The organism is Curtobacterium sp. UNCCL17, from assembly GCF_000686685.1.
Classification (GTDB): domain Bacteria; phylum Actinomycetota; class Actinomycetes; order Actinomycetales; family Microbacteriaceae; genus Curtobacterium; species Curtobacterium flaccumfaciens.
On record NZ_JMLI01000017.1, the window covers coordinates 134,257 to 156,841 of the forward strand.

General features: G+C 67.3%; 22 protein-coding genes. 15 read left to right on the top strand and 7 right to left on the bottom strand.

The features are described from left to right. Positions 1–13 precede the first annotated feature (13 nt). From iolD to BR70_RS0100825, 7 genes are all read left to right on the top strand, one after another. Positions 14–1,903, top strand: a complete 1,890-nt coding sequence (gene iolD / locus BR70_RS0100795) for a 3D-(3,5/4)-trihydroxycyclohexane-1,2-dione acylhydrolase (decyclizing) (protein ID WP_035807757.1) — start codon at positions 14–16, stop codon at positions 1,901–1,903. Positions 1,904–1,936: 33 nt separating this feature from the next. Then, entirely contained in the window at positions 1,937–2,890 is a 954-nt protein-coding gene (locus BR70_RS0100800) for a sugar phosphate isomerase/epimerase family protein (protein ID WP_027464524.1), read from the top strand. 43 nt (positions 2,891–2,933) lie between these two features. Continuing rightward, positions 2,934–4,007: a Gfo/Idh/MocA family protein gene (locus BR70_RS0100805; protein WP_027464525.1), complete on the top strand. Its 1,074-nt coding sequence runs from the start codon at positions 2,934–2,936 to the stop codon at positions 4,005–4,007. Positions 4,008–4,010: 3 nt separating this feature from the next. Continuing rightward, positions 4,011–4,880, top strand: coding sequence for a sugar phosphate isomerase/epimerase family protein (locus BR70_RS0100810; protein ID WP_027464526.1), 870 nt, complete (start codon positions 4,011–4,013; stop codon positions 4,878–4,880). Beyond that, on the top strand, positions 4,877–5,989 hold the full coding sequence (locus tag BR70_RS0100815) for a transaldolase family protein (RefSeq protein ID WP_051596499.1): 1,113 nt from the start codon (positions 4,877–4,879) through the stop codon (positions 5,987–5,989). The genes BR70_RS0100810 and BR70_RS0100815 overlap by 4 nt, the downstream gene beginning before the upstream one ends. A gap of 235 nt (positions 5,990–6,224) precedes the next feature. Further along, a complete protein-coding gene (locus tag BR70_RS0100820) occupies positions 6,225–7,418 on the top strand; it encodes a Gfo/Idh/MocA family protein (protein WP_027464528.1) in 1,194 nt (397 codons plus the stop codon). A 61-nt stretch (positions 7,419–7,479) separates the two neighbouring features. Continuing rightward, a complete protein-coding gene (locus tag BR70_RS0100825; RefSeq protein WP_027464529.1) occupies positions 7,480–7,887 on the top strand; it encodes a tautomerase family protein in 408 nt (135 codons plus the stop codon). 157 nt (positions 7,888–8,044) lie between these two features. Here BR70_RS0100825 and BR70_RS0100830 read toward each other — a convergent pair whose 3' ends face one another. Beyond that, entirely contained in the window at positions 8,045–8,803 is a 759-nt protein-coding gene (locus BR70_RS0100830; protein WP_027464530.1) for a GntR family transcriptional regulator, read from the bottom strand. Positions 8,804–8,942: 139 nt separating this feature from the next. Further along, positions 8,943–9,578 (bottom strand): exonuclease domain-containing protein, encoded by a 636-nt coding sequence (locus BR70_RS18850; protein WP_051596555.1) that lies wholly within the window; start codon positions 9,576–9,578, stop codon positions 8,943–8,945. A 74-nt stretch (positions 9,579–9,652) separates the two neighbouring features. Here BR70_RS18850 and BR70_RS18855 point away from each other — a divergent pair, with 74 nt between their 5' ends. From BR70_RS18855 to BR70_RS23035, 6 genes are all read left to right on the top strand, one after another. Beyond that, positions 9,653–10,210 carry a hypothetical protein gene (locus BR70_RS18855; RefSeq protein ID WP_051596500.1) on the top strand — a complete coding sequence of 186 codons (558 nt, stop codon included), beginning with the start codon at positions 9,653–9,655 and terminating at the stop codon, positions 10,208–10,210. A gap of 9 nt (positions 10,211–10,219) precedes the next feature. After that, on the top strand, positions 10,220–10,429 hold the full coding sequence (locus tag BR70_RS0100845) for a hypothetical protein (protein WP_027464532.1): 210 nt from the start codon (positions 10,220–10,222) through the stop codon (positions 10,427–10,429). A gap of 59 nt (positions 10,430–10,488) precedes the next feature. Then, positions 10,489–11,562 carry a redox-regulated ATPase YchF gene (gene ychF / locus BR70_RS0100850; protein ID WP_027464533.1) on the top strand — a complete coding sequence of 358 codons (1,074 nt, stop codon included), beginning with the start codon at positions 10,489–10,491 and terminating at the stop codon, positions 11,560–11,562. 63 nt (positions 11,563–11,625) lie between these two features. After that, a complete protein-coding gene (locus tag BR70_RS23025; RefSeq protein WP_155896719.1) occupies positions 11,626–12,552 on the top strand; it encodes a phosphoribosyltransferase-like protein in 927 nt (308 codons plus the stop codon). After that, complete coding sequence (locus BR70_RS23030; RefSeq protein ID WP_155896720.1) at positions 12,549–14,432, top strand: ORC-CDC6 family AAA ATPase; 1,884 nt, start codon at positions 12,549–12,551, stop codon at positions 14,430–14,432. The genes BR70_RS23025 and BR70_RS23030 overlap by 4 nt, the downstream gene beginning before the upstream one ends. Before the next feature lie 28 nt (positions 14,433–14,460). Then, complete coding sequence (locus BR70_RS23035) at positions 14,461–15,435, top strand: hypothetical protein (RefSeq protein WP_155896721.1); 975 nt, start codon at positions 14,461–14,463, stop codon at positions 15,433–15,435. Positions 15,436–16,832: 1,397 nt separating this feature from the next. Here BR70_RS23035 and BR70_RS23510 read toward each other — a convergent pair. The 4 genes from BR70_RS23510 to BR70_RS0100875 form a co-directional block, all read right to left on the bottom strand. Then, positions 16,833–17,105 (bottom strand): hypothetical protein, encoded by a 273-nt coding sequence (locus BR70_RS23510; protein ID WP_027464535.1) that lies wholly within the window; start codon positions 17,103–17,105, stop codon positions 16,833–16,835. Further along, complete coding sequence (locus BR70_RS0100865; RefSeq protein ID WP_081827168.1) at positions 17,105–17,584, bottom strand: nucleotidyltransferase domain-containing protein; 480 nt, start codon at positions 17,582–17,584, stop codon at positions 17,105–17,107. Before BR70_RS0100865 ends, BR70_RS23510 begins: the two co-directional genes overlap by 1 nt. A gap of 84 nt (positions 17,585–17,668) precedes the next feature. Beyond that, positions 17,669–17,956 (bottom strand): hypothetical protein, encoded by a 288-nt coding sequence (locus tag BR70_RS21970; protein WP_017887091.1) that lies wholly within the window; start codon positions 17,954–17,956, stop codon positions 17,669–17,671. A gap of 272 nt (positions 17,957–18,228) precedes the next feature. After that, the gene (locus BR70_RS0100875) at positions 18,229–18,840 is read right to left on the bottom strand and encodes an HD domain-containing protein (protein ID WP_051596501.1); all 612 of its coding nucleotides are present in this window, start codon (positions 18,838–18,840) and stop codon (positions 18,229–18,231) included. 139 nt (positions 18,841–18,979) lie between these two features. Here BR70_RS0100875 and BR70_RS0100880 point away from each other — a divergent pair, with 139 nt between their 5' ends. Continuing rightward, the gene (locus BR70_RS0100880) at positions 18,980–19,789 is read left to right on the top strand and encodes a hypothetical protein (RefSeq protein ID WP_027464538.1); all 810 of its coding nucleotides are present in this window, start codon (positions 18,980–18,982) and stop codon (positions 19,787–19,789) included. After that, complete coding sequence (locus BR70_RS0100885; protein ID WP_027464539.1) at positions 19,786–21,657, top strand: amidase family protein; 1,872 nt, start codon at positions 19,786–19,788, stop codon at positions 21,655–21,657. Before BR70_RS0100880 ends, BR70_RS0100885 begins: the two co-directional genes overlap by 4 nt. An 82-nt stretch (positions 21,658–21,739) precedes the next feature. Here BR70_RS0100885 and BR70_RS0100890 read toward each other — a convergent pair whose 3' ends face one another. Further along, positions 21,740–22,516 (bottom strand): isocitrate lyase/PEP mutase family protein, encoded by a 777-nt coding sequence (locus BR70_RS0100890; protein WP_027464540.1) that lies wholly within the window; start codon positions 22,514–22,516, stop codon positions 21,740–21,742. Positions 22,517–22,585 lie beyond the last annotated feature (69 nt).

The window sequence follows — 22,585 nt, forward strand, 5'->3', positions numbered from 1 at the left end:
CACCACGCGGAAGATGACGGTCGGCCAGGCACTCGTCGAGTTCCTGGCCAACCAGTGGACCGTCGACGGCGACGTCCGCGAACGCACCATCCCGGGGATCTTCGGCATCTTCGGGCACGGCAACGTCGCCGGGGTCGGTCAGGCCATCAAGCAGCTCCACGTCGAGCAGCCCGGTCTGCTGCCGTACCACCAGGCCCGCAACGAGCAGGCGATGGTGCACGAGGCCGTCGGCTTCGCCCGCATGCACCGCCGCCGCGCGACCTACGCATCGACGGCGTCGGTCGGCCCGGGCGCCGCCAACATGCTGACCGCCGCGGCACTCGCCACCACGAACCGGCTGCCGGCACTGCTGCTGCCGTCGGACACCTTCGCCACGCGCACCACGGACCCGGTGCTCCAGCAGATCGAGCTGCCGCACGACACGTCGTTGCAGGTCACCGACGCCTTCCGTCCGCTGTCGCGCTACTTCGACCGTGTGGAGCGTCCGGAGCAGCTGTTCTCGATCGCCCTCGCCGCGATGCGGGTGCTGACCGATCCGGCCGAGACCGGTGCGGTGACGATCGCGCTGCCCGAGGACGTCCAGGCCGAGGAGTTCGACGTGCCCGTCGCGTTCCTGCAGCCGCGCGAGTGGCACATCCGCCGCCCGCTGCCCGAGCGTGGCCCGCTCGAGCGTGCCGTGGCCGCGATCCGAGCCGGCCGGCGTCCGGTCATCGTGGCCGGCGGCGGGGTGCTGTACTCCGACGCCGCCGACGAGCTCCGCGCCTTCGTCGAGGCCACCGGGATCCCGGTCGGCACGTCGCAGGCCGGCGGCGGATCCCTGGTCTGGGACCACCCGCAGTACCTCGGCGGGATCGGCGCGACGGGCACGGCGGCCGCCAACGCGATCGCCGCCCAGGCCGACGTCGTCATCGGGATCGGCACCCGCTACAGCGACTTCACCACGGCGTCGCGCACGGCGTTCCAGAACCCGGACGTCACGTTCGTCAACGTCAACGTGGCCGCGTTCGACGCGTACAAGCACGGTTCGCAGCTGCCGCTGATCGCGGACGCCCGGGAGGCGCTGGTCGCCCTGACGGAGTCGCTCACGTCGGACACGGCGTACGTCGTCGACCCCGGCTACGCCTCCGAGATCGCCTCGCTGAAGGCGGCGTGGGACGCCGCCGTCGACGGCGCCTTCGCCCCGTCCGGTGCAGACCTGCCCGGTCAGCCCGAGATCATCGGGGCCGTGCAGTCGGTCTCCGACCCGCGCGACGTCGTGATCCAGGCGGCGGGCTCGCTGCCCGGCGACCTGCACAAGCTCTGGCGGGTGCGGGACGAGCTCGGGTACCACGTCGAGTACGCGTTCTCGTGCATGGGCTACGAGATCGCCGGTGGCATCGGGGTCCGCCGCGGGGCTCCGGACCGCGACGCGATCGTGATGGTCGGTGACGGCAGCTACCTCATGCTGCACACCGAGCTCGTCACCGCCGTGGCCGAGGGCATCAAGATCATCGTCGTGCTCATCCAGAACCACGGGTACGCGTCGATCGGGCACCTGTCCGAGACCGTCGGCTCCGAGCGCTTCGGCACGAAGTACCGCTACCTCGACGAGACCGAGTCGTTCGAGAACGGCGAGCCCCTGCCCGTCGACCTCGCCGCCAACGCCCGCTCGTACGGCGTCGACGTCATCGAGGTGCAGCCCGGCCCGGACAGCATCGAGGACCTGAAGGCCGCGCTGCGCCAGGCGAAGGCGAACGACCACACCACCCTGGTGCACATCAACTCCGACCCGCTGGTCTACGCCCCCGAGGGCGACGGCTGGTGGGACGTGCCGGTCGCGCAGACCTCCACCCTCCCCAGCACCCAGGCCGCCCGCGCCGAGTACGAGCAGCAGGTCGCCACGCAGCGTCCGCTGCTCGGCTGAACCGTTCACGAGACAGAAAGCGACAGCGACGTCATGACCGACACCGCCACCCCCATCGGCAGCCCCGCGACCGACGCGGCGCCCGCATCGATCCGCATCGGCACCGCCCCGGACTCGTGGGGCGTCTGGTTCCCGGACGACCCGAAGCAGGTGCCGTGGCAGCGCTTCCTCGACGAGGCGTCCGCCGCCGGGTACGAGTGGATCGAGCTCGGCCCGTACGGGTACCTGCCGACCGACCCGTCCCAGCTGTCCGACGAGCTCGAGTCCCGCGGGCTCAAGCTGTCGGCGGGCACGGTATTCACCGGGTTCCACAAGGGCGAGGACCAGTTCCAGCGTGCGTGGGACCAGGCCGTCGCGGTCGCCGGTCTGGCGGCGAAGCTCGGCGCCGAGCACCTGGTGACGATCCCGGACCTGTGGCGCTCGGACGCCACCGAAGAGGTGCTCGAGTCGCGCACGCTCACCGACGAGCAGTGGGAGCGTCTCGGCAAGGGACACGACCAACTCGGCAAGGCGCTGCTCGAGGAGTACGGCGTCCACCAGCAGTTCCACACCCACGCGGACAGCCACGTCGGTACCTACAAGGAGACCGTGCGGTTCCTCGAGGTCACGAACCCCGAGTACACCAACCTCTGCCTCGACACCGGCCACTTCGCCTACTACGGCGGCGACAACCTCAAGCTCATCGCCGCCCACCCGGAGCGCATCGGCTACCTGCACCTCAAGCAGGTCGACACCGACCTGCTGTTCGACGTCCTCAAGAACGACGTGCCGTTCGCGACCGCCGTGTCGCAGGGCATCATGACCGAGCCGCCGCACGGCACCCCGGAACTCGCCCCGATCATCGAGGCCGTCGCCGCGATCAACCCGGACGTGTTCGGCATCGTCGAGCAGGACATGTACGGCTGCTCCGTCGACGCCCCCGGCCCGATCGCCGAGCGCACCTTCCAGCACATCTTCGGCTCGACGTCGGCCGCCCGCGCCTCCTGACGCGCCGTCCACGCAGCGTCAACAACCCCAGGAGAACACCACCATGACCACCACGCAGAACCTCCGCGTCGCCGTCGTCGGCGCCGGCATGATGGGCGCCGACCACGTCCGCCGCATCACCGCCAAGATCTCGAACGCCGACGTCGTCGCCGTCGTCGAGCCCGACCAGGCCCGTGCCGCCGCGGCAGCCGCCCTGGCGCCCGGCGCGATCACCGCCGCGTCCTTCGACGAGGCGCTCGAGCAGACCGAGATCGACGCCGTCATCATCGCGACGCCGGGCTTCCTGCACGAGCCGATCCTGGTGACGGCGCTCGAGCGCGGGCTCACCGTCCTGTGCGAGAAGCCGCTGACGACCAGCGCCGAGGACTCGCTGCGCATCGTGGAGCTCGAGCAGCAGCACGCCGCCCGGCCCGTCATCCAGGTCGGCTTCATGCGCCGGTTCGACGCCGGGTACCAGGAGCTCAAGGCCCTGCGCGAGTCGGGGGCGAACGGCGCCCTGCTCGCCCTGCACCACGCGCACCGCAACCCGACGACGCCGCCGAACTTCAGCGAGTCGATGCTCATCCACGACTCGGTGATCCACGAGATCGACATCATCCCGTTCCTCACCGGTGAAGCGATCACGAGCGTCGAGGTGAAGAAGCCGCGCAAGAACTCCCTCGCGCCGGCCGACCTGCCCGAGCCGCAGTTCGTCCTGTTCACCACGGAGTCCGGCACCATGGCGATCGTCGAGATCAACGTCAACGCCCAGTTCGGCTACCAGGTGACCACCGACGCCGTGTTCGAGTCCGGCGTCGCCTACATCGGCCGCGACACCTCGCTCTCGCTCGCCGCAGCCGGGGCGACCTCGCAGGGCGTCACGCCGTCCTTCAAAGAGCGGTTCGGTGCCGCCTACGACGAAGAGGTCCAGCGCTGGGTCGACGCTGCCCGGACCGGCGGCATCGACGGGCCGAGTGCCTGGGACGGCTACACCGCCTCCGTCGTCGCCGAGGTCGCGGTCCGGGCCCAGCAGTCCGGCGCGCACGAAGTGGTCGAGTACGCGGTCACGAAGCCGGCGTTCTACGACGAGACGAGCGACGCGACGAGCGACGCGACCGCTGCGCTCGCCGGGGCCTGATCGATGCCGAAGATCGCGCTCGACCCGACCCCGTTCCACCACGACCTGTCGCTGCTCGAGTTCCCGCGCAAGGTCGCGGAGCTCGGCTACGAGTACCTGCAGCTCACGCCGCACAAGGACTTCATCCCCTTCTACCGGCACCCGAAGGCCGACGACGACCTGGTCGACGCGTTCGCCGCGGCCTGCCGTGACGCCGGGGTCCAGGTGGCGAGCGTGCTGCCGGTGCTGCGCTGGTCGGGTCCGGACGAGGACGCCCGACAGGCTGCGGTGCGGAAGTGGAAGCGGGTCATCGAGATCACGAAGCGCCTCGGCGTGGACACCATCAACACGGAGTTCTCCGGCCGCCCCGAGCGTGCCGAGGAGTCCGAGGACCAGTTCTACCGGTCGATGGAGGAACTGCTGCCGATCATCGAGGACGCCGGCATCCGTGTGCTCATCGACCCGCACCCCGACGACTTCGTCGAGGACGGGCTCGAGGCGCTCCGGGTGATCCGCGGCCTGAACTCGAGGCACGTCGGCTTCGTGTACGTCGCCTGCCACACGTTCCACTACGGCGGCAACATGGACGAGATCATCGACGCAGCCGGCGACTCGCTGCAGCTGGTCCACGTCGCCGACGCGTACGACCACCGTCGCTCCCACGGCCTGCGCTACATCACGAACCCGCCCGGCAACCCGGTCCGTGTGCACCAGCACCTGCCGGTCGGCCAGGCGGACGTCGACTTCGACGCCTTCTGGGCGGCGCTCGACCGGGTCGGTTTCTCGGCGCGCGAGGACACCGTCGCGGTCTCGAGCGTCTTCGCCGAGGACGAGAACGCCGACGCGGTGTCGCGGTTCCAGCTCGACACGATCACGAAGGGACTCCACCGATGACCACCACCCTCGAGACGCAGGCGTCCACCGACGCCGACTCCCGTCCCGTCACCCTGCAGGCCGCGGAGCAGACCCCGACCGCCCTGTGGAACGACTCCGCCGACCCGCGCGAACTGTCGACCGCCATCCACGAGTACGGTGCCGTCGGTGCGACCTGCAACCCGGTGATCGCGTACACCTGCATCCGGCAGGACCCGGAGACCTGGGTCCCGCGCATCCGCGAGATCGCCGAGGAGCACCCGACGGCGGGGGAGTCCTGGGTCGGCTGGAAGGCCGTCGAGGAGCTCTCCATCGCCGCCGCGGCGCAGCTGCTGCCCGCGTTCGAGGCGTCCGGCGGCCGGAACGGTCGACTGTCCATGCAGACCGACCCCCGGTTCCACCGCGACGCCGACGCGCTCGTCGAACAGGCCGTCCGGTTCTCGCAGCTCGCGCCGAACATCATCGTGAAGATCCCCGCCACGAAGGTCGGCATCGCCGCGATCGAGGAAGCCGCCTACCGCGGGGTCTCGATCAACGCCACGGTGTCCTTCACCGTGCCGCAGGTCGTCGCCGTGGGCGAGGCCATCGAGCGCGCCCTCGACCGCCGTGCTGCCGAGGGCCTGCCGGAGCAGGAGTTCGGCCACGTCGTCACCCTGATGGCCGGCCGCTTCGACGACTGGCTGAAGACCGTCGTCAAGCGCGACCACGTGATGGTGGACCCGGGCATCCTCGAGTGGGCCGGTGTCGCCGCGGTGAAGAACGCCTACCGCGTCTTCCGGGAGCGTGGGTTCCGCTCGCGCGTGCTGGTCGCCGCGTTCCGCAACGCACTGCAGTGGTCGGAGTTCCAGGGCGGTGACCTGGTGGTGTCGCCGCCGTTCCAGTGGACGAAGGACATCAACGACAACGCGTTCCCGTTCCGTCCGCACGCCATCGACGACGAGGTCCCCGTGCACGTGATCGAGGCGCTCCGGGCCGCGACGCCGGAGTTCGCCCGCGGCTACGACGTGGACGGCATGACGATCGACGAGTTCGACCGCTTCGGTGCGACCGTGACGACGCTCCGGCAGTTCCTGGACGCCGACGCGAAGCTCGACGCCCTGGTCCGCGACATCATCGTCCCCGCGATCTGAAACGCGATCTGCGACGCGATCTGATGCGCGGCGCGATCTGATGCGCGGCGCGATCCGCGGTCGGAACCACGGGTCGCGCCCCGCGCGCTGACGCACCAGCCTCGAGGCCCGGTGCCGGTCCCCGAGACCGGCACCGGGCCTCCAGGCGGTTGCGTCATGTGCTGACAAAGTCCGCCGCATCGGTTACGCTCGTTGTCGCGCTCCAATGCGCGTCACCTGAACGAAGGAGTTCTCCATGGACAGCATCGGCGTCGGGCTGATCTCGGTCGGCTGGATGGGGCGGTTGCACTCGCGTGCCTACCAAGCGTTGCCGGACCACTTCCCGGAGCTCGGCGTCCAGCCGCGGCTCGTCGTCGCGGCCGACCCGATCGAGGCGGCCCGTGACCAGGCGGTGACGCGGCTCGGGTACGAGCGGGCCGTCGCCGACTACCACGAGGTCCTCACCGATCCGGCGGTCGACGTCGTGTCGATCTGTTCGCCGAACTTCCTGCACCGCGAGATGGCCGTCGCCGCGGCCGAGGCAGGCAAGCCGTTCTGGATCGAGAAGCCGATGGGACGGTACGCCAGCGACTCGCGCTCCATCCACCAGGCGGTGCAGCGTGCCGGAGTCATCACGAGCGTCGGCTTCAACTACCGGCACGCCCCGGCGATCGAGCGCGCCCGTGAACTCGTCCGCAGCGGACGGCTCGGCCGGATCACGAACGTGCGCGGCTCGTTGCTCGCCGACTACTCGTCCGACCCGGCGGCCCCGCTGACCTGGCGCTTCGAGCGTGAGCGTGCCGGATCGGGTGTGCTCGGCGACCTGCTGTCGCACGGACTCGACCTGGCGCAGTACGTGGTCGGACGGATCGCGTCGGTCAGTGCGCTCGCCGAGACGTTCATCGAGTCAAGGCCCCGCCCGGCTGCCGGCATCGTCGACCGCAGCGCCGCAGCGACCGGCGAGCTCGGTGCAGTCGAGAACGAGGACTACGCCGCGCTGCTGTTCCGGTTCGAGGACGGTGCGGTCGGCACGATGGACTCGAGTCGGGTCATGCGTGGGCCGCACGCCGAGTACACGCTCGAGATCTACGGCACCCGCGGTTCGGTCCGGTGGGACTTCCAGCGCCTCAACGAGCTCGAGGTGTACCTGGACGGCCAGGAGGTCGACGGGTACGCGACGCACTACGTCGCTCCCGGAGACGGGGAGTTCGGGCGGTTCCAGCCGGGCGCCGGCACGGCGATGGGCTACGACGACCTGAAGACGATCGAGGCGGCGCAGTTCATCGCGAGCGTGCAGCGCGGGGAGCAGCTCGCACCCTCGGTCGCCGACGGGCTGGCTGCCGCGTCGATCGTCGAGGCTGCGGAGGCCTCGCTGGTCGACGGTTCGTGGCACGACGTCGCTCGTGTCGACGGGCCGTTGACGTACGGGGCCGCGACGCCGAAGTTGTAGACACCCGGTCGCTGTTGCTTGTTAGTATGTAAGGACAAAGTCCGAGCAACCAGGAGGCAACATGCCGCTCGTCCGTATCGACCTCGCCACCGGCCGCACGCCGGAGGCCGTCCGTGGCATCGCCGACGCCATCCACCAGGCCATCGTCGACGTGTACGGGATCCCGGTACGGGACCGGTTCCAGGTGATCACCGAGCACCCCGCGCAGCAGATCATCGCCGAGGACGCCGGCCTGGGGTTCGGGCGCACCGAGGGTGTCATCGTCATCCAGGTGTTCACGCAGCGCGGGCGGACCGACGAGGCGAAGGCGGCGCTGTACCGGGCGATCCACGACGCCCTCGCGGCGATCGGTGTCGCGTCCGAGGACGTCTTCATCGGCTACGTCGAGAACGGGCCGCAGGACTGGTCCTTCGGCTTCGGGCGTGCTCAGTACGTCACGGGTGAGCTCGGGGTGCCCGCGCTCGGGTGAGCGGTGCGGGTGCGGGTGCGGGGTGGTCACGACGCCCCGCTCAGGTCCGCCGAGTGGTCACGAACTGTCGGTTGCCGGGCGTCCGAGCGACAGTTCGTGACCACTCGGCGCACGACCGACAGCACGTCGTGACCGTTCGGCCACGTGACCGCTCGGCCTACTTGTCGACGAGCGTCACCTCGAACGAGTACCGGTCCGGGCGGTAGCAGTGCACGCCGTACTCGACCGCACGGCCCGAGGCGTCGTACGCGGTGCGACTCATCGTGAGCACCGGGTCGCCGTCCTCGATCTCGAGCAGGCCGGCCTCTTCGTCGGTGACCGCACGGGCCCCGATCCGCTGCTTCGCCACCCGCATCGTGACACCGCGGCCGCGCAGCAGCTGGTACAGCCCGTACGCCTGCAGGTCCTCGTCGGTCAGGTCGAGGAACTCCGGCGGCAGGTAGTTCTCGAGGATCGCCATCGGGACGTCCTCGGCGAACCGCACCCGCCGGATGTGCGCGACGGTCGTGCCGGGCTCGATGCTCAGTGCCGCGGCGACCTCGTCGGACGCGGGGACGTCGTTGCGCTGCAGGAGCTTCGTCGCCGGAGCCTGCGAACCCTGGGCCAGGTCGTCGTACAGGCTCGTCAACTCGACCTTGCGGGTCACGGGCCCGTGCACGACCTGGGTCCCGATGCCGCGGCGGCGCACCAGCAGACCCTTGTCGACGAGGTCCTGGATCGCCCGTCGGATCGTCGGCCGCGACAGACCGAGACGCTCACCGAGGGCGATCTCGTTCTCGAGCCGGGCCCCGGGCGGCATCGCGCCGGAGCGGATCGACTCCTCGATGCGCGAGGCGACCTGGAAGTAGAGGGGCATGGGACCCGACCGGTCCAGGTCCATGAACAGGTCGGACGGCAGCTGGCCTTCGTTGGTCATCGCGGTCCTTCACACGTGCGGAGATGCCGGCGTCGGTGCCGACGGCATTGTCGTGACAATACCACCGGGGATGTGGCGCCCCGGCCGCGCGCAGCGGGCGTTGCGTCAGTCGTCGCAGACCGTCAGTCAGCGCAGACCGTCAGTCGGCGAACACCATCGGCCGGTTCGACAGACGCGGCTGGTTCGCGGCCTTCGGCTTCTCGGCACGCGCACGGACCGGGGCGATCGTCACCCGGGTCACCGCTCCGAGCGCCTCAACCGTCTCGACCCCGTGGTGCCCGGCTGCGTGCACGACGATCGCGGCGCAGGCCTCGGCGTCGGCGGCGGCGTCGTGGTGCTGGAAGCCCTCGAACCCGGCGGCCATCGCGGCGACCGGCAGGCGGTACGAGTCGAGCGTGTAGGTCTTGCGGGCCACCGCCAGGGAGCACAGCGAGTGGTGCTCGGCCAGGTCGATCCCCGTCGCTGAGCAGCCACCGGCGATGACGCCCATGTCGAAGCGGGCGTTGTGGGCCACCAGGACGTCGCCCTCGGCGAAGGCCACCAGGTCGGGGTACTGCTGCTCCCACGTCTTGGCGTGCGTGACGTCCTCGGCGACGATGCCGTGGATCCGCGTGTTCCACTCCAGGAACGCGTCGTGCCCGAACGGCGGGCGGATGAACCACGACGCCCGATCGACGACCCGGCCGGCTCGGACCTTCACGAGCCCGACGGAGCAGGCGCTGGCGGGCGAGCTGTTGGCGGTCTCGAAGTCGATCGCGGTGAAGTTCAACGGCACGGTCCCGATCGTCGCACGGGGTGCCGACATCGCCCTCCGTTCCCGTCGGCGTTGCGTGTGGCTACTCTCGGCGCATGGGGAACGAGGCCGACCGCCGTCCGCTCGTCCTGGTGCTCGCCGGTGCCGGCTACGGGCAGCAGGCGCCGCTGCTGTGGTGGACGAGCGAGATCGCCGCCGCGGCCGGGTGTGAGGTCGTCGCGCCACGCTGGCACGTCGACGACGCTGCCGGTGCCGATCCGGTCGGGTTCGTCGAGACCGCTGTTGCCGCGGCAATGGGAAACCGGCTGCCCGACCTCGTCGTCGCGAAGTCGTTCGGCTGCTTCGCCCTGCCGTGGGCGATCCGCCACGCGGTGCCCGGCGTCTGGCTCACCCCGGTACTGACGCATGATGACGTGGCCACAGCGCTCGCCGCCGCCACCGACGTGCACGAGGCGATCGGGGGTGGAGACGACACCATGTGGCGGCCCGAGCGGGTCTCGGGGACTGCTGCGCGCCTCCAGACCGTCGACCGTGCCGACCACTCGCTCCAGGTGCCGGGGGACTGGCGGCGATCACAGCGGCTGCAGGTCGACGTCTTCGACGTCGTCGAGCGGCGCATCACGGTCCTGCGGCCGCCGATGACGACGGACTAGGTTCGGCGCATGGGGGAACCGCAGGACATGGACGAGCTGCTGGCGCAGGCCGAGCCCGTTGACGCATCGCCGCACACCACGCGGCGTGCCGTCGGGTTGGCCGCCGCGCTGGTCGCGGCCGGCGCCGCCATCGCGATCGTGGTGACGGGATCGGCGCACGGCCTGCTCGTCGCGATCCTCTGGCTGGTCACGCTGGGCGCGTCGCGTCCCCTGTACTGACGGACGGACTGGAGGCCCGGGTCGGCTCCGACAGGCCGCCGCCGGTAGGCTCTTCTTCCGTGGCTCTCACCATCGGAATCGTCGGTCTCCCGAACGTCGGCAAGTCGACCCTGTTCAACGCCCTGACCAAGAACCAGGTCCTCGCCGCGAACTACCCGTTCGCGACGATCGAGCCGAACGTCGGGGTGGTGAACCTGCCCGACTCGCGGCTCGACCAGCTCGCTGAGCTCTTCCACTCGGAGAAGACCGTGCCGGCGCCGGTGTCGTTCGTCGACATCGCGGGCATCGTCAAGGGCGCGAGCGAGGGCGAAGGCCTGGGCAACAAGTTCCTCGCCAACATCCGCGAGGCCGACGCCATCGCGCAGGTCGTCCGCGGCTTCACCGACGACGACGTCGTGCACGTCGCGAACAAGGTCTCCCCGAAGGACGACCTCGAGGTCATCAACACCGAGCTGATCCTCGCCGACATGGAGACCATCGACAAGGCGCTCCCGCGGTACGAGAAGACCGTGAAGCTCAAGCAGACCGAGCCGATCGTGCTCGAGACCGCTCGCGAGGCCCGTGCCGCGCTCGAGCAGGGCACCCTGCTCTCCGCCACCAAGATCGACCTCTCGCCGATCGCCGAGCTCGGCCTGCTCAGCGCCAAGCCCTTCATCTTCGTCTTCAACGTCGACGAGGCGATCCTGACCGACGAGTCCCGCAAGGCCGAACTGGCCGCGCTCGTCGCTCCCGCGCAGGCCGTGTTCCTCGACGCCCAGGTCGAGTCGGAGCTCATCGACCTCGACCCGGCGGACGCCGCCGAACTGCTCGAGTCAACCGGTCAGACCGAGTCGGGCCTCGACCAGCTCGCCCGCATCGGGTTCGACACCCTCGGACTGCAGACCTACCTGACGGCCGGTCCGAAGGAAGCCCGTGCGTGGACGATCGGCAAGGGGTGGAAGGCTCCCCAGGCTGCCGGCGTCATCCACACCGACTTCGAGAAGGGCTTCATCAAGGCCGAGGTCATCTCGTTCGACGACCTGATGGAAGCCGGCTCGATCGCCGAGGCCCGCGCTGCCGGCAAGGCCCGCATCGAGGGCAAGGACTACGTCATGCAGGACGGCGACGTGGTGGAGTTCCGCTTCAACAACTGACGGCAGCAGCTCTTCCGTTAGTGGGTACCGCTCGCTTACGCTTGCGATCGACCAAGTGGAGCGGTGGAACCCGACGTGATGGACGCGAGACGTACAGAGATTCTCGAAACGCGCCGGTACTATTCCGGATTAGGGCTGTGGCCAGCTATCCCCGGCGGCATAAATCCCGAGGGTTGGCTTTCTAACTTCCGCGCCGACCTCGATCAGCAGATCGCAATCGAGCTTCTTGACTCATTTGTTCACTTTAGTTCAGGACAGACTAAGCGGCTCATCTCCTCCGCTTTCCACGCCCTGTCCTACCAGGTCGAACGAATGCGAGGAGTTCCCCCGTACTCCGGCTCAGGTTGGCGGGAGTATCTCGCCAACGTGCAAGTCTCGTACCCTCAAGAGGACGAAAGAGACCCGGCAGGTTCCGGGCGGATATTCCTCCGTCAAGCTCGTGCCAACCTCCTTCCGTCCGAGGAGCAGCTGCACGATCCTGACGATCTGCTAATCAAATTGGCTCACTCGAATGTCCCGTCAGACATCATATTGATCGATGATTTTGCCGGTAGCGGCGACCAGTTTCTTAAAGCGATGAGGCGGGAAGTGCAGATCAATGCCACCGAAGCGACCAGCTATGCAGAACTGATTAACGAACGAAAACTTGATACTTGCTACTATCTGCCGGCAGTGGCGACCTCGAAAGCAGTCGAGCGCATACAGGGCGAAATTCCTTTCATAGAAGTGCGTCCCGCTCATGTCTTGCCCGATCGCTACTCAGCCTCCCACGCAAAAACTCTGCTTGTCCCTGATCAGCTCCGAGATGGCCTAGATGGGTTCCTTCGGCGACATGCACGGAAGGCTGGATACTCGGAAGCAGGGCGATACGGCCACCGCGGAAGTGGCTTAGCCATCTCCTTCGACCATGGAGTCCCAGACAATACACTCCCACTGTTCACTGCTGAGGCATCTGGCTGGGTACCCTTAAGAAAACGGTTGCAGGAATGACGAATAAAGAACAACAACTCGAAGCGGTCGCTCGCGCTTTCGGTCACCTGCGCGCGGAATACGCATCGGAAGAGGACGTCTTTGCCATGTTCTCCCGCCCCGTCTATTGGGGGCAACTTGTAAGTACGCGGCCATCGTTTCTAATCGGGGGACGAGGAACCGGAAAAACTACAGCCCTCAAAGGGCTGTCTTTTCTAGGCCAAGCCGCACTAAACGGGAACGACATTGAACAGTGGGCGTCAATCGGAGCCTATATGCGAGTGGAGACCAATGTCGTTTCTGCTTTCCAAGGTCGTCGCCAAACCGATGAGGATTGGGAGAAGATCTTTGGCCATTTCGTCAACCTGCAGTTGACGGAACGAGTTCTATCCTTTGTCGAATGGCTCGAGAGAACGCGCGGCGGGGTGGTTGAACTTCCGGCTGACGAACTCGAACTTCTCTGCTATTCGTTAGGACTGCCTGCTACGACGGATGCGTCGCGGCTGAGACGCCTCGTCCGTCGTCTTAGCGTTGAACTTGAATTTGCGCTGAACAATCCGAGCCGACTTGAAGGCATCGAAATCTCGGTACTGGGAGCGCCAATCAAATACATCACTAAGGCCTTGGCGCGAGTTCTACCCGCCGGATCGCCTCCGTTCAGTTTCGCTATCGACGAATACGAAAACCTCCGTCCGGCTCAGCAGCGAGTCTTCAATACGTTGATCAAGCACGTCGGCGACGCGCCTTTCACCTTCAAAATCGGCGTACGCGATGGTTTTGGTTGGAGCCGAGAGACCTTGGCGCTAGGACAGACTCTTTCTGATCCCGCCGATTTTGCAGCAATTCGAATAGTTGACCATATCAAGGAGCAGAACTTCACAAAGTTTGCGCGCTCCATTTGCAACCAACGTTTGGCGCGAGCGCTTGCGGTAGACGAGACAGAAATTCAGTCGTTGTTCCCAGGTCTGACGATCCTGGAGGAGGCTTACGCACTCGAACTCGACAAGGCGCTGGATCGCATTCGATCGCGTCTTCTTAAAGGTGGCGCCACAGACGAGCATCTGAAACTCTGGACGGAAATGCCTCCATTGGAGGCTGCAATGGTCGGCTTCTGGGCGGAATCGAAGGGCGTGGCGCCGCTTGAAGCATTGCAGGACGCTCTTGCGCACCCGCAAGCCTGGGCGACCCGGACGGGTAATTACTCGTACGCGATGCTATTCACTTTGCGACGGCGAGTTCGCGGCATTCGGAAGCACTATGCTGGCTGGCAGACCTACTCCCTACTGGCCGACGGAAATATCCGGTACATGCTCCAGCTAGTGCATGAAGCTTTGAGCATGCACATTGCGAGCGGCAAGTCGCTCGACGAGCCCGTGTCTATCGATCATCAGACCATTGCTGCTTCTCGAATAGGACAAAAAGTTCTGGGAGAATTAGACGGAACTTCTGCCAATGGAGCTGCGCTGACTAAGCTTGGCTTGGGCTTGGGTCGAATTTTTCAAGTACTCGCCTCGGAACCTTTCGGCCATACCCCAGAAGTCAATCAGTTCCGCGTCAATCGGTCTTCGAACGTTCTTGACGACGACGCTCTGTCGTCGCTCTTGCGTGACGCGATCTCGCAGAATCTCTTGCTCGCCTTTCCCGCTGATAAAAGAGCAAGTGTTTCGGCCGAAACCCTGGAGAATGATTACCAGATGCATCCGATCTTCGCCCCATATTTTGTCTACGGGCACAGGCGGAAGAGGCGAATGACGATATCGGGGCGCGAGGTCTTGGCGTTATCAAACGACAGGACGGGGCAAGCGGTCAAGCAGGTGTTGTATTCCGCCAATGGAACAGAGCCAGATTCCTTGCCCACCCAGTTGGCGCTCTACGAGGAGTTGCTGGTCGATGATCAGTAGTGTTCATTACACCCTTGAGACGAAAAGGATGGACTACCGCCTCCCGAACGGGTCGGCGTTCATTTTTCGACTCGATGCAGACGAAGCGAGAGCCCAGGTGGATCTTGAATGGATCACGCGCTCCGAGCTGGCGCCCGAGAACGTTATAGCTATCGTAAGCGAGTCTCAGGAAGACTTTCGATTCACTTACCCGTTCTTGCGCGACGCTGAGATAACGCCGGTCTATATCCACGACGACACCGAGTTGACGGCGTTCCTCGCCCTTGTGGAGGGATCGATCTATCTCGATATCACTGGCTTGACGCATCGATCCTGGGTATCGATTTTGCGCGCTGCCGTGTCGATCGAGAGAACTCCGACAGTGCTCTACGTCGAGCCGATGGAGTATTCGTCAGTCGAGCAACCTAATGCTGCTCGGGTGTTCAATTTGTCCGAGCGATTCGAGGAAATAAGTCCGCTCCCAGGGTTCGCTCGTCTACCTTCAGTATCGCAGCAATCGTCGATACTCATTCCACTTCTTGGATTCGAAGGCAATCGATTTACCCGGGTGCTTGATCAAACGGAGTACGATTCAAACAAGACCTTTCCCGTCATCGGGCTTCCCGGGTATCGACCCGAGTATGTAGACTACGCGTACAAGGGTAATAGAGTGCCGCTTGAAATCGATTATATGCATAGACGGGTGGCGTTTGCTAAGGCGAATTGCCCTTTCGATGTATTCGACGCAATCACGCGCATCTCGGAAGATATGCCGAGCGATCGCATCAAGTTGGCGCCAATTGGTACGAAGCCTCATGGTGTTGGAGCGGTGCTATTTGCGCTATCCCGTGGTACCCGGGTTGAGCTTCTCTACGATCACCCCAAGCGGAGTCGGAAACGATCGGTGGGGGCTAATCGTATGTGCGTTTTTGATCTTCCAGCCTTTGTCCAGACGGAAGTTTTCAGGGGCGCTCGCGCTTCGGCGGACGAAGAAGTAGACCGTTGGGAAGAGTTCGAGCGGTGACGGTCGATCGTCATTACACTCCGTTGTGGCTGGCCGATCGACTCATTTCGGAGTTGCCCGATGGATTTTCGGGTTCGATCCTCGATCCGACGGCCGGGACCGGTTCCTTACTCTCGGCTGCCGAGCGGCGATTCGGTGGGTCCGCGAAGTTATTCGGCATAGATTCTGACGAGCGGGCTCATAGGGCTCTCCAGGCAGCGTCGGGGGTAACGACCTCGAGTCGTGCCGACTTTCTCAATCATCGCGCCGTTGCTTCGACTAGAGTTTTTCGCGATCTGTCTCGTTACGGGCTTGATTGGGTGGTTCTCAACCCACCTTTTTCGTACCGGGGCTCCGGTGGTGTGCTTGCCAGCTTAGATGGTTGCACGGTCCGTCTGCCGACGGCACTTGCGTTCGTGTGGAGGTCGATGAGCGCAATCCGCCCAAAGGCAGGCATCGTTGCGCTGCTTCCCGCGGGGGTCCTGACCTCTGAGCGAGGTTCGCGGTTTATGTCTTGGGCATCAAGATCCTGGGACATATCGGAACCAATGCATCTCGGCGGTAAGGTGTTCGCTAAGGCAACCGTCGATGTGGTTCTCATCAGATTTGACAGGAAACGCGTCAGCGACACCGGGGTCCCTCTCGTCGATCGACAACCTCCGCCACTTGTTCCGGCACTTCCAGCCGATGTGTGTTCTTGCGTGGAGGTTATTCGTGGCAGGGTGGCCGTTGCTCGAATGCGTGGCTCTGACACAGGATCGGTGCGCTTTGTGCACACTCGAGAGATCGCCCTCGCCGCTGACGGGCAGAGTTCGGCAAGTGAAGCTGAAATCAGGTGGTCCACCAGTGGCCTGCTCTTAGTTCTACCGCGCGTTGGTAATCCGATTTCGTTTCGGGTCCGCATCGTGGACGGCCCAGTGATATTGAGCGACTGCGTTTACGCCTTGCGTTTCGCATCGGTCGCCAGCCGCCATTGGTTCGAACGGCAGATTGGGCATCAGCTGCCCGATCTGCTCAGTCGCTACACGGGATCTGGCGCGAAACATTTGACTCTCCCCATGCTGCTCGAGTTTCTCAGGAAACTCGGCTCGCGCCCGACGCACGTGCCAGCGTCTAAGGGGGACTTCCGTTGTAAGTGCCCGTCAGGGGGGGTCCCGAACGGTTGTACGTAGCCGAAGTGCGAGCCATCGCCCGTTTCGCAGCGGATTGTCTGCTTTCTTTCCGGGTTCTGGCAACCTGACCGAGCTCGACAAGGCGATCAACGCGCAGGCTGCTCTCGGGTACCGTCTGCACACACGAACACAACGGCTTCCTCAGGGAGCGCGGGCTTCCGCGGCGGGGACCGGGTGCAAGCCACGATGGTCTTCGAGCGCCTGAACTGGTGCGATCGGTCCGAGTCGTCGGGGTGGCTGGTGCGGTCAGTCGACGAGCGGGAGGATGACCGCCGGGATGCGGTGCTCGATCGCGTCCCTGACGATCTCCTGCCGCGCCTTTCGGTAGTCGAGGGACAGGATGTTCCGGGTCTTCCGGACGGCCGCGAGTGATAGGTCCGGCAGGAGTCGTGCCTCCCGGTCCTCGGGGATGCAACCGAGCACGTCGAGGAAGCTGGCCTGCAGCGACGCCCACTGCTCTTCGAGGGCAGCAGGGTCACGGTCGTTGCGGGGCAGAGGCGTGAACCGGGGAGTCGGCATCACAGCGGCACTGCTTCGTCGGAGACGTGCGCGAGGTACTCGTCGTCCTCGAGGCCGTCGGTGAGGACGTCGACCTCGAAACCGGTGATGCGCTCGACCTCGTGCGCGAACCCACCGAGGTCGAACAGCGATGCTGCCGGGGTCAGGTGGACCAGCAGGTCGATGTCACTGTGTTCGGTGTCCTGACCGCGCACAGCGGAGCCGAAGACGCGGACGTCCTCGAGGTGGAAGCGCTTTGCCTCGTCGAGGATCGCGTCGGCGTAGACGGCGAGTGGGATGCTCGGGTGGGTGTGCGCCGCTTCGAGGATCCGCCGGAGCGACTCCGGGCGCGGCCGCTTCCGTGCGCTCTCGTACGCCGAGATGGTGGGCTGCTGCATGCCGGCGGCGGCAGCGAGACCGGTCTGCGAGAGGCCGAGGTCCTCGGGGGCGGCGCGGATCAGCTCCGCAGCACGTTCGACCCGCGTGGCGACCTCCCCGATAGCGCTTGACGATAGACGGGCGCCCGGGAACGACGAAGCGCCGCCGAGCGGACTCGGCGGCGCTTCGTGGTGGTGCTGGTGGACCTAGGCCGCGAGGGCCATCTCGCCCGCCTGCACGGACTGTGCCTGCAGCAGGGTGCGGCTGGCCTCGCCCGCCCAGGAGCGGCCCGGGACGGTCCAGCCGGCCTCGCCGACGGCGTCGAGCCGGGTGCCCCGGGTGACGAAGGTCCCCAGGTCGTCGGCCGCGATGCGCACGAGGTACTCGCGCTGCGAGCGGTCGTCGCGCACCGGGAACTCGGCGATGCGGTCGGGGGTGATCGTCGGGGCCGCGAGTGCGGTCCCGAACACGGTGATTCGTTCGTTGCTGGTCATGGTGCTGTACTTCCTGGTCATTCGGCGCCAGGGCGACTCGGTGTCGGCGGACGTCTCAGTCCAGCGCGACGCATCGAGTGCGGGGCGCGCACGTCGAGTTTCAACGTGCAGCTCGTCCGTTCGGATCGAGCGGTGTCTCGAGTGGAATGCGACTCGGGTGAGTCGGTGTCGAGAGGTTGGTGTGCGCGAGTCAGATGGGTTCGCTGCAGTGCACCAACCAGAAACTATACGCCCACCCTGCCGAGAAGTCCAGCGAGCGACCGGACCGAGCGTCAGGATGCCAGGAACGCGGCCCAACGGTCTCCGCCTGCTGCCACGTTGCCCGAGCCGTCGAGGCGAGCGGCTGCGGACGACGGCTTGCGGTCAGCCTGCTCGTGGATCAGCCCGTCGAACGTCGCCGAGAAGTCCAGACGGGGCAGCGCGGCCGTGACGTCCCGCAGGTCGTCCGACGACCACCTGTCGAAGCCCACACCGGAGACGTCGAGCGAGGTAGCGACCTCGAGTAGGTGCCCCTCGGCGTCGAGCTCCGGTTCGACGGACCGCCACATGTGCCGCTCGATGATCTCGCCGACCCGACGGGCTCGCACGGCATCCCACCCGGCACCGAGCGCGAAGACCGAACCGACCGCGCCGCCGGCGTGCTCGAAGGGCACGCCGTGGGCGTCGAACGACGGGGTCACGCCGAGGTCGTGGAGCATCGTCGCGACGAAGAGCAGCTCGGGGTCCGGTTCGAGGTCGACCGTCGGGGCGAGCAGGACGGCCCAGGCCCACGAGCGCAGGCAGTGGTGCACGAGGGCGGGTTCGGACCATGCCCGCACGACCTCCAGTGCGCGCGCAGCGACGGGGGAGGGTGGGGTGAGCAGGGCTTCGACGTCGACCGACATGGCACGACAGTAGCGGCAGGAACGAGCCGTAACGGGGCGGAAACGTGCCGGGCCAGAACCGGAAACAGCACCCCGTTAGCTTTCGGTTCACTGAGTACCCGCTCAGCACCCCTCCACCCCACCCGAAGGATCTGCGCCCATGCAGCACCGACCACGGCTGCGCCCCCGCGCGACGATCGTCTCCTCGACGCTCGTCGCCGCCGGGGCGTTCGGCCTCGCCGTCCTGACGGCCGCTCCGGCCCAGGCAGCACCCACCGCGACCACCGCCACCATCGACGCCCCGGCCACCGTGACCGTCGGCACCGCGTTCGACGTCGACCTGACGATCCCGGACACCGCCGACGTCTACGCGTACGAGATCACGCTCGAGGCCGACTCGGTGCAGTACCGGGACGACAGCGTCACCGGCCCGGACGGTGGCTTCGACAGCGTCGAGCAGGACGGCGACGCCCTGACGATCGTGCACACCCGCCTCGGCACCTCACCGGCGCTCGACGGCGACCTGGCCACCTCGATCTCGCTGACCCCGACGGCGGTCGGCAGCGTCGACCTCGACGTCACGAGCATCACCCTCGTCGGCTCCGACGGCACGTCGACGACCCTCGACGACCCGGCGAGCACCACCGTCGTGGTCGCCGCGGCCGCGACCACCGCCCCGACGGCCACGCCGACGCCGGGTGCGACCACGCAGCCCGGCGCCGGTGGCGGCACGGGTGCCCCCGCCGGCCCCGGCGACCCGACGGCACCGGTCGCCGACCCGACCGACGGCGCCACCGCCGGGGCAGGAGCCGGCGGGGACGGCCGTCCGACCGGAGGCGACCTCGCCTGGACCGGCGCGGACGTCGCGCCGTGGATCGCCGCGTCCATCGCCCTGCTCGCAGCCGGCGGCACCCTGATCACCCTGCGGGCCCGTCGTGCCCGCCGCGACCGCACCGGAGCCTCCGCATGACCGCCACGAAGCAGGCCGCCAGCAAGCAGGCCGCCAGCAAGAAGCGCACCACCGTCGCTGGCGCCGCACTCATCGCCCTCGTCGGCACCGTCCTCGCCGCGACCCCCGCGATCACCGCCGCCGCCGCACCCGCGGCCGTCGACGCCAGCCCCGCCGCCATGCTCGCGCCGTACTACACGGACCTCGACCTGACCGGCGACGACCAGGTGACGAAGGCCGACCTCGCCGTGCTCACCGACCACCTCGGTGCGACGACCGCGAGCACCGACTGGGCGACGGTCAGCGCCGCGGACACCGACGCCGACGGCACCATCACCGTCGCCGACCTGGCCGGGTTGTCCCAGCGGATGATCTACGACGACGGCCCCTTCCAGCTCGTCGAGGCGTCGACCATCGACATGCAGGCCGCGATGAACGCCGGGGTCACCACGTCGGTCGCGATCACCGAGGACTACCTCGACCGCATCGCCGCCTACGACCGCGCGAAGGTCGACACCGCGTCGACCGGGCGCCCGCTCAACTCGATCGTCACCACCAACGCCGACGCCCTGGCCGCCGCGAAGACCGCGGACGCCGAGCGCGCCGAGCACGGGATGACGAGCATGCTGCTCGGCGTGCCGATCGCGGTGAAGGACAACTACGACACGAAGGACATGCCCACCACCGGTGGCTGCGGCTGCTGGGACGACAACCAGACCGACACCGACGCCGCCATGGTCACCGGCCTCCGCGACGCCGGCGCCGTGATCCTGGCGAAGGCCAGCCTCGACGAGTTCGCCTTCGGCTTCGTCTCCGAGTTCTCGTCGAACCAGCCCGCAGGCTCGTCGCTCCTGGTCGCCAGCCCGTACAACACGGCGCAGACGGCCGGTGGCTCGAGCGGCGGCACCGGCGCGGCGATCTCCGCGAACCTCGCCGGGATCGGCTTCGGCACGGACACGGGCGGGTCGATCCGTGTGCCGTCGACGTACAACCAGCTCGTCGGCATCCGGCCCACGGTCGGCCTGACCAGCCGCGACGGGATCATCCCGCTCGCCCTGTCCCAGGACACCGGCGGCCCGATCACGCGCTCGGTGACCGACGCCGCGGTCGCGCTCGACGCCGTCACCGGCGTGGACGCGGCGGACCCGGCGACGAGTGCGCAGGCCGGCAAGGTGCCGACGTCGTACACGTCGTCGCTCGACGCCGACTCCCTGCAGGGCTCCCGCATCGGCTACGTGACGAGCATGGTCGGCACGAACGCCACGACGAAGCGCCTGTTCGACGCCTCCGTCGCGAAGCTCGAGGCCGCCGGTGCCACCGTCGTCCCGATCACGGCGACGACGGCCTTCAACCGGGTCCTGTCCGAGGGCAGCGGCAGCACGAACGAGTTCAAGCACGACCTGGACGAGTACGTGGCGAAGCACCTCGACCCCGACGTCGCCGCTCGCTCGCTGCAGGGCATCCTGGCCTCGGGCGAGTACGTGCCGAGCCGCAAGAGCACCTACCAGTCGCGCGACCTGATCACCGACACGCAGTACCAGGCGTGGGCCGGACCGACGGGCTCGCACACGACGCAGCTCGCCACCGGCAAGCAGCTCGTGACGCAGATGCTCGACGACCAGGACCTCGACGCGCTCGTCTACCCGTCGGGCACGCCGTACGGCACGCAGTCGACGAACATGCGCCTCAGCCCGAACACCGGCATGCCGGCGATCACCGTCCCGATGGGCCAGGCGACCGCTGCCGACAACACGATCACCGGTGCCGGCGTGAACCTGGAGTTCCTCGGCCGCTCGTTCGACGAGAGCACGGTCATCGGCCTCGGCTACGCCTTCGAGCAGGAGACGCACGCGCGCACCACGCCCGCGCTGTACCCGGCGCTCGGCTGAGCTGCGCGGGTCGCGATCGCGACCATGTGATGGACGGGAGGCCCGGTGCCAGCTGGCACCGGGCCTCCCGTCTGCACTGGGCTCAGTTCAGGGTCGGGGTGTCCTCCGGCACGACGCCGTCCGCGTACAGGTCGGTCGCCAGGTCGCGGAGCGCGCGCAGCGCGACCCGCTGCGTGAGCGGGCCGTAGGAGATGCGGGCGACGCCGAGCGCCTCGTACTCCGCGGCGGGCAGGGCGCCGGGCAGGCCGATGACCGAGAGCTTGCCGCGGCCCAGACCGGCGACGAGTCGCTCGACCACGGAACGCTCGATCGCGCCGGGCACGAAGACCAGGGCGGCACCGTTGTCCAGGAACGCCTTGCCGCGGGCGATCGCGTCCTCGATGCTCTCGTCGATCGGGCGGTCGCCGCCGCGCACGATCGCGTCGGTGCGGGCGTTCAGCTGGAAGTCGACGCCCTCGGCCTGTGCCGCAGCGGTGATCGCGGCGACGCGGGCGACGGCCTCGTCGAAGGGCCGTAGCCGGTCCTCGACGTTGGCACCGACGATGCCCGAGCCGATGGCGCGGCGGATCGTTTCGGCGGGGTCCTCGTAGCCGTCGTCCAGGTCCGCGGTGACCGGCAGGTCCGTGGCGGCGGCGACGACCGCTGCCCCGGACAGGGCGAGGTCGAGGGGCATGCCGCCGTCCTCGTACCCGTACGACGCGGCGATCGAGTGCCCGGCGGTGGCGATCGCCTTCGTGCCGGGCAGGTCGCTGACGACCTTGGCGGTGATCGCGTCCCACACGTTCACGACGCGCAGGATCTCGGGTGCTTCGTGCAGCTGCTTGAGGGTGACGGCCTTGTCGGCGGTGCTCGTGCTCATGCTGCCGACAGTAGGCCGACGGGGCGGCCCCCGGCCGCGAGCCCACCCGAAGACGACGTGGGATGACGT

Bases quoted from the DNA above. Each gene is read 5' to 3' on its own strand.
- iolD (WP_035807757.1), top strand. From the start codon at position 14: ATGACGGTCGGCCAGGCACTCGTCGAGTTCCTGGCCAACCAGTGGACC.
- BR70_RS0100800 (WP_027464524.1), top strand. From the start codon at position 1,937: ATGACCGACACCGCCACCCCCATCGGCAGCCCCGCGACCGACGCGGCG.
- BR70_RS0100805 (WP_027464525.1), top strand. From the start codon at position 2,934: ATGACCACCACGCAGAACCTCCGCGTCGCCGTCGTCGGCGCCGGCATG.
- BR70_RS0100810 (WP_027464526.1), top strand. From the start codon at position 4,011: ATGCCGAAGATCGCGCTCGACCCGACCCCGTTCCACCACGACCTGTCG.
- BR70_RS0100815 (WP_051596499.1), top strand. From the start codon at position 4,877: ATGACCACCACCCTCGAGACGCAGGCGTCCACCGACGCCGACTCCCGT.
- BR70_RS0100820 (WP_027464528.1), top strand. From the start codon at position 6,225: ATGGACAGCATCGGCGTCGGGCTGATCTCGGTCGGCTGGATGGGGCGG.
- BR70_RS0100825 (WP_027464529.1), top strand. From the start codon at position 7,480: ATGCCGCTCGTCCGTATCGACCTCGCCACCGGCCGCACGCCGGAGGCC.
- BR70_RS0100830 (WP_027464530.1), bottom strand. From the start codon at position 8,803: ATGACCAACGAAGGCCAGCTGCCGTCCGACCTGTTCATGGACCTGGAC.
- BR70_RS18855 (WP_051596500.1), top strand. From the start codon at position 9,653: ATGGGGAACGAGGCCGACCGCCGTCCGCTCGTCCTGGTGCTCGCCGGT.
- BR70_RS0100845 (WP_027464532.1), top strand. From the start codon at position 10,220: ATGGGGGAACCGCAGGACATGGACGAGCTGCTGGCGCAGGCCGAGCCC.
- BR70_RS23030 (WP_155896720.1), top strand. From the start codon at position 12,549: ATGACGAATAAAGAACAACAACTCGAAGCGGTCGCTCGCGCTTTCGGT.
- BR70_RS23035 (WP_155896721.1), top strand. From the start codon at position 14,461: ATGGACTACCGCCTCCCGAACGGGTCGGCGTTCATTTTTCGACTCGAT.
- BR70_RS23510 (WP_027464535.1), bottom strand. From the start codon at position 17,105: ATGCCGACTCCCCGGTTCACGCCTCTGCCCCGCAACGACCGTGACCCT.
- BR70_RS21970 (WP_017887091.1), bottom strand. From the start codon at position 17,956: ATGACCAGCAACGAACGAATCACCGTGTTCGGGACCGCACTCGCGGCC.
- BR70_RS0100875 (WP_051596501.1), bottom strand. From the start codon at position 18,840: ATGTCGGTCGACGTCGAAGCCCTGCTCACCCCACCCTCCCCCGTCGCT.
- BR70_RS0100880 (WP_027464538.1), top strand. From the start codon at position 18,980: ATGCAGCACCGACCACGGCTGCGCCCCCGCGCGACGATCGTCTCCTCG.
- BR70_RS0100885 (WP_027464539.1), top strand. From the start codon at position 19,786: ATGACCGCCACGAAGCAGGCCGCCAGCAAGCAGGCCGCCAGCAAGAAG.
- BR70_RS0100890 (WP_027464540.1), bottom strand. From the start codon at position 22,516: ATGAGCACGAGCACCGCCGACAAGGCCGTCACCCTCAAGCAGCTGCAC.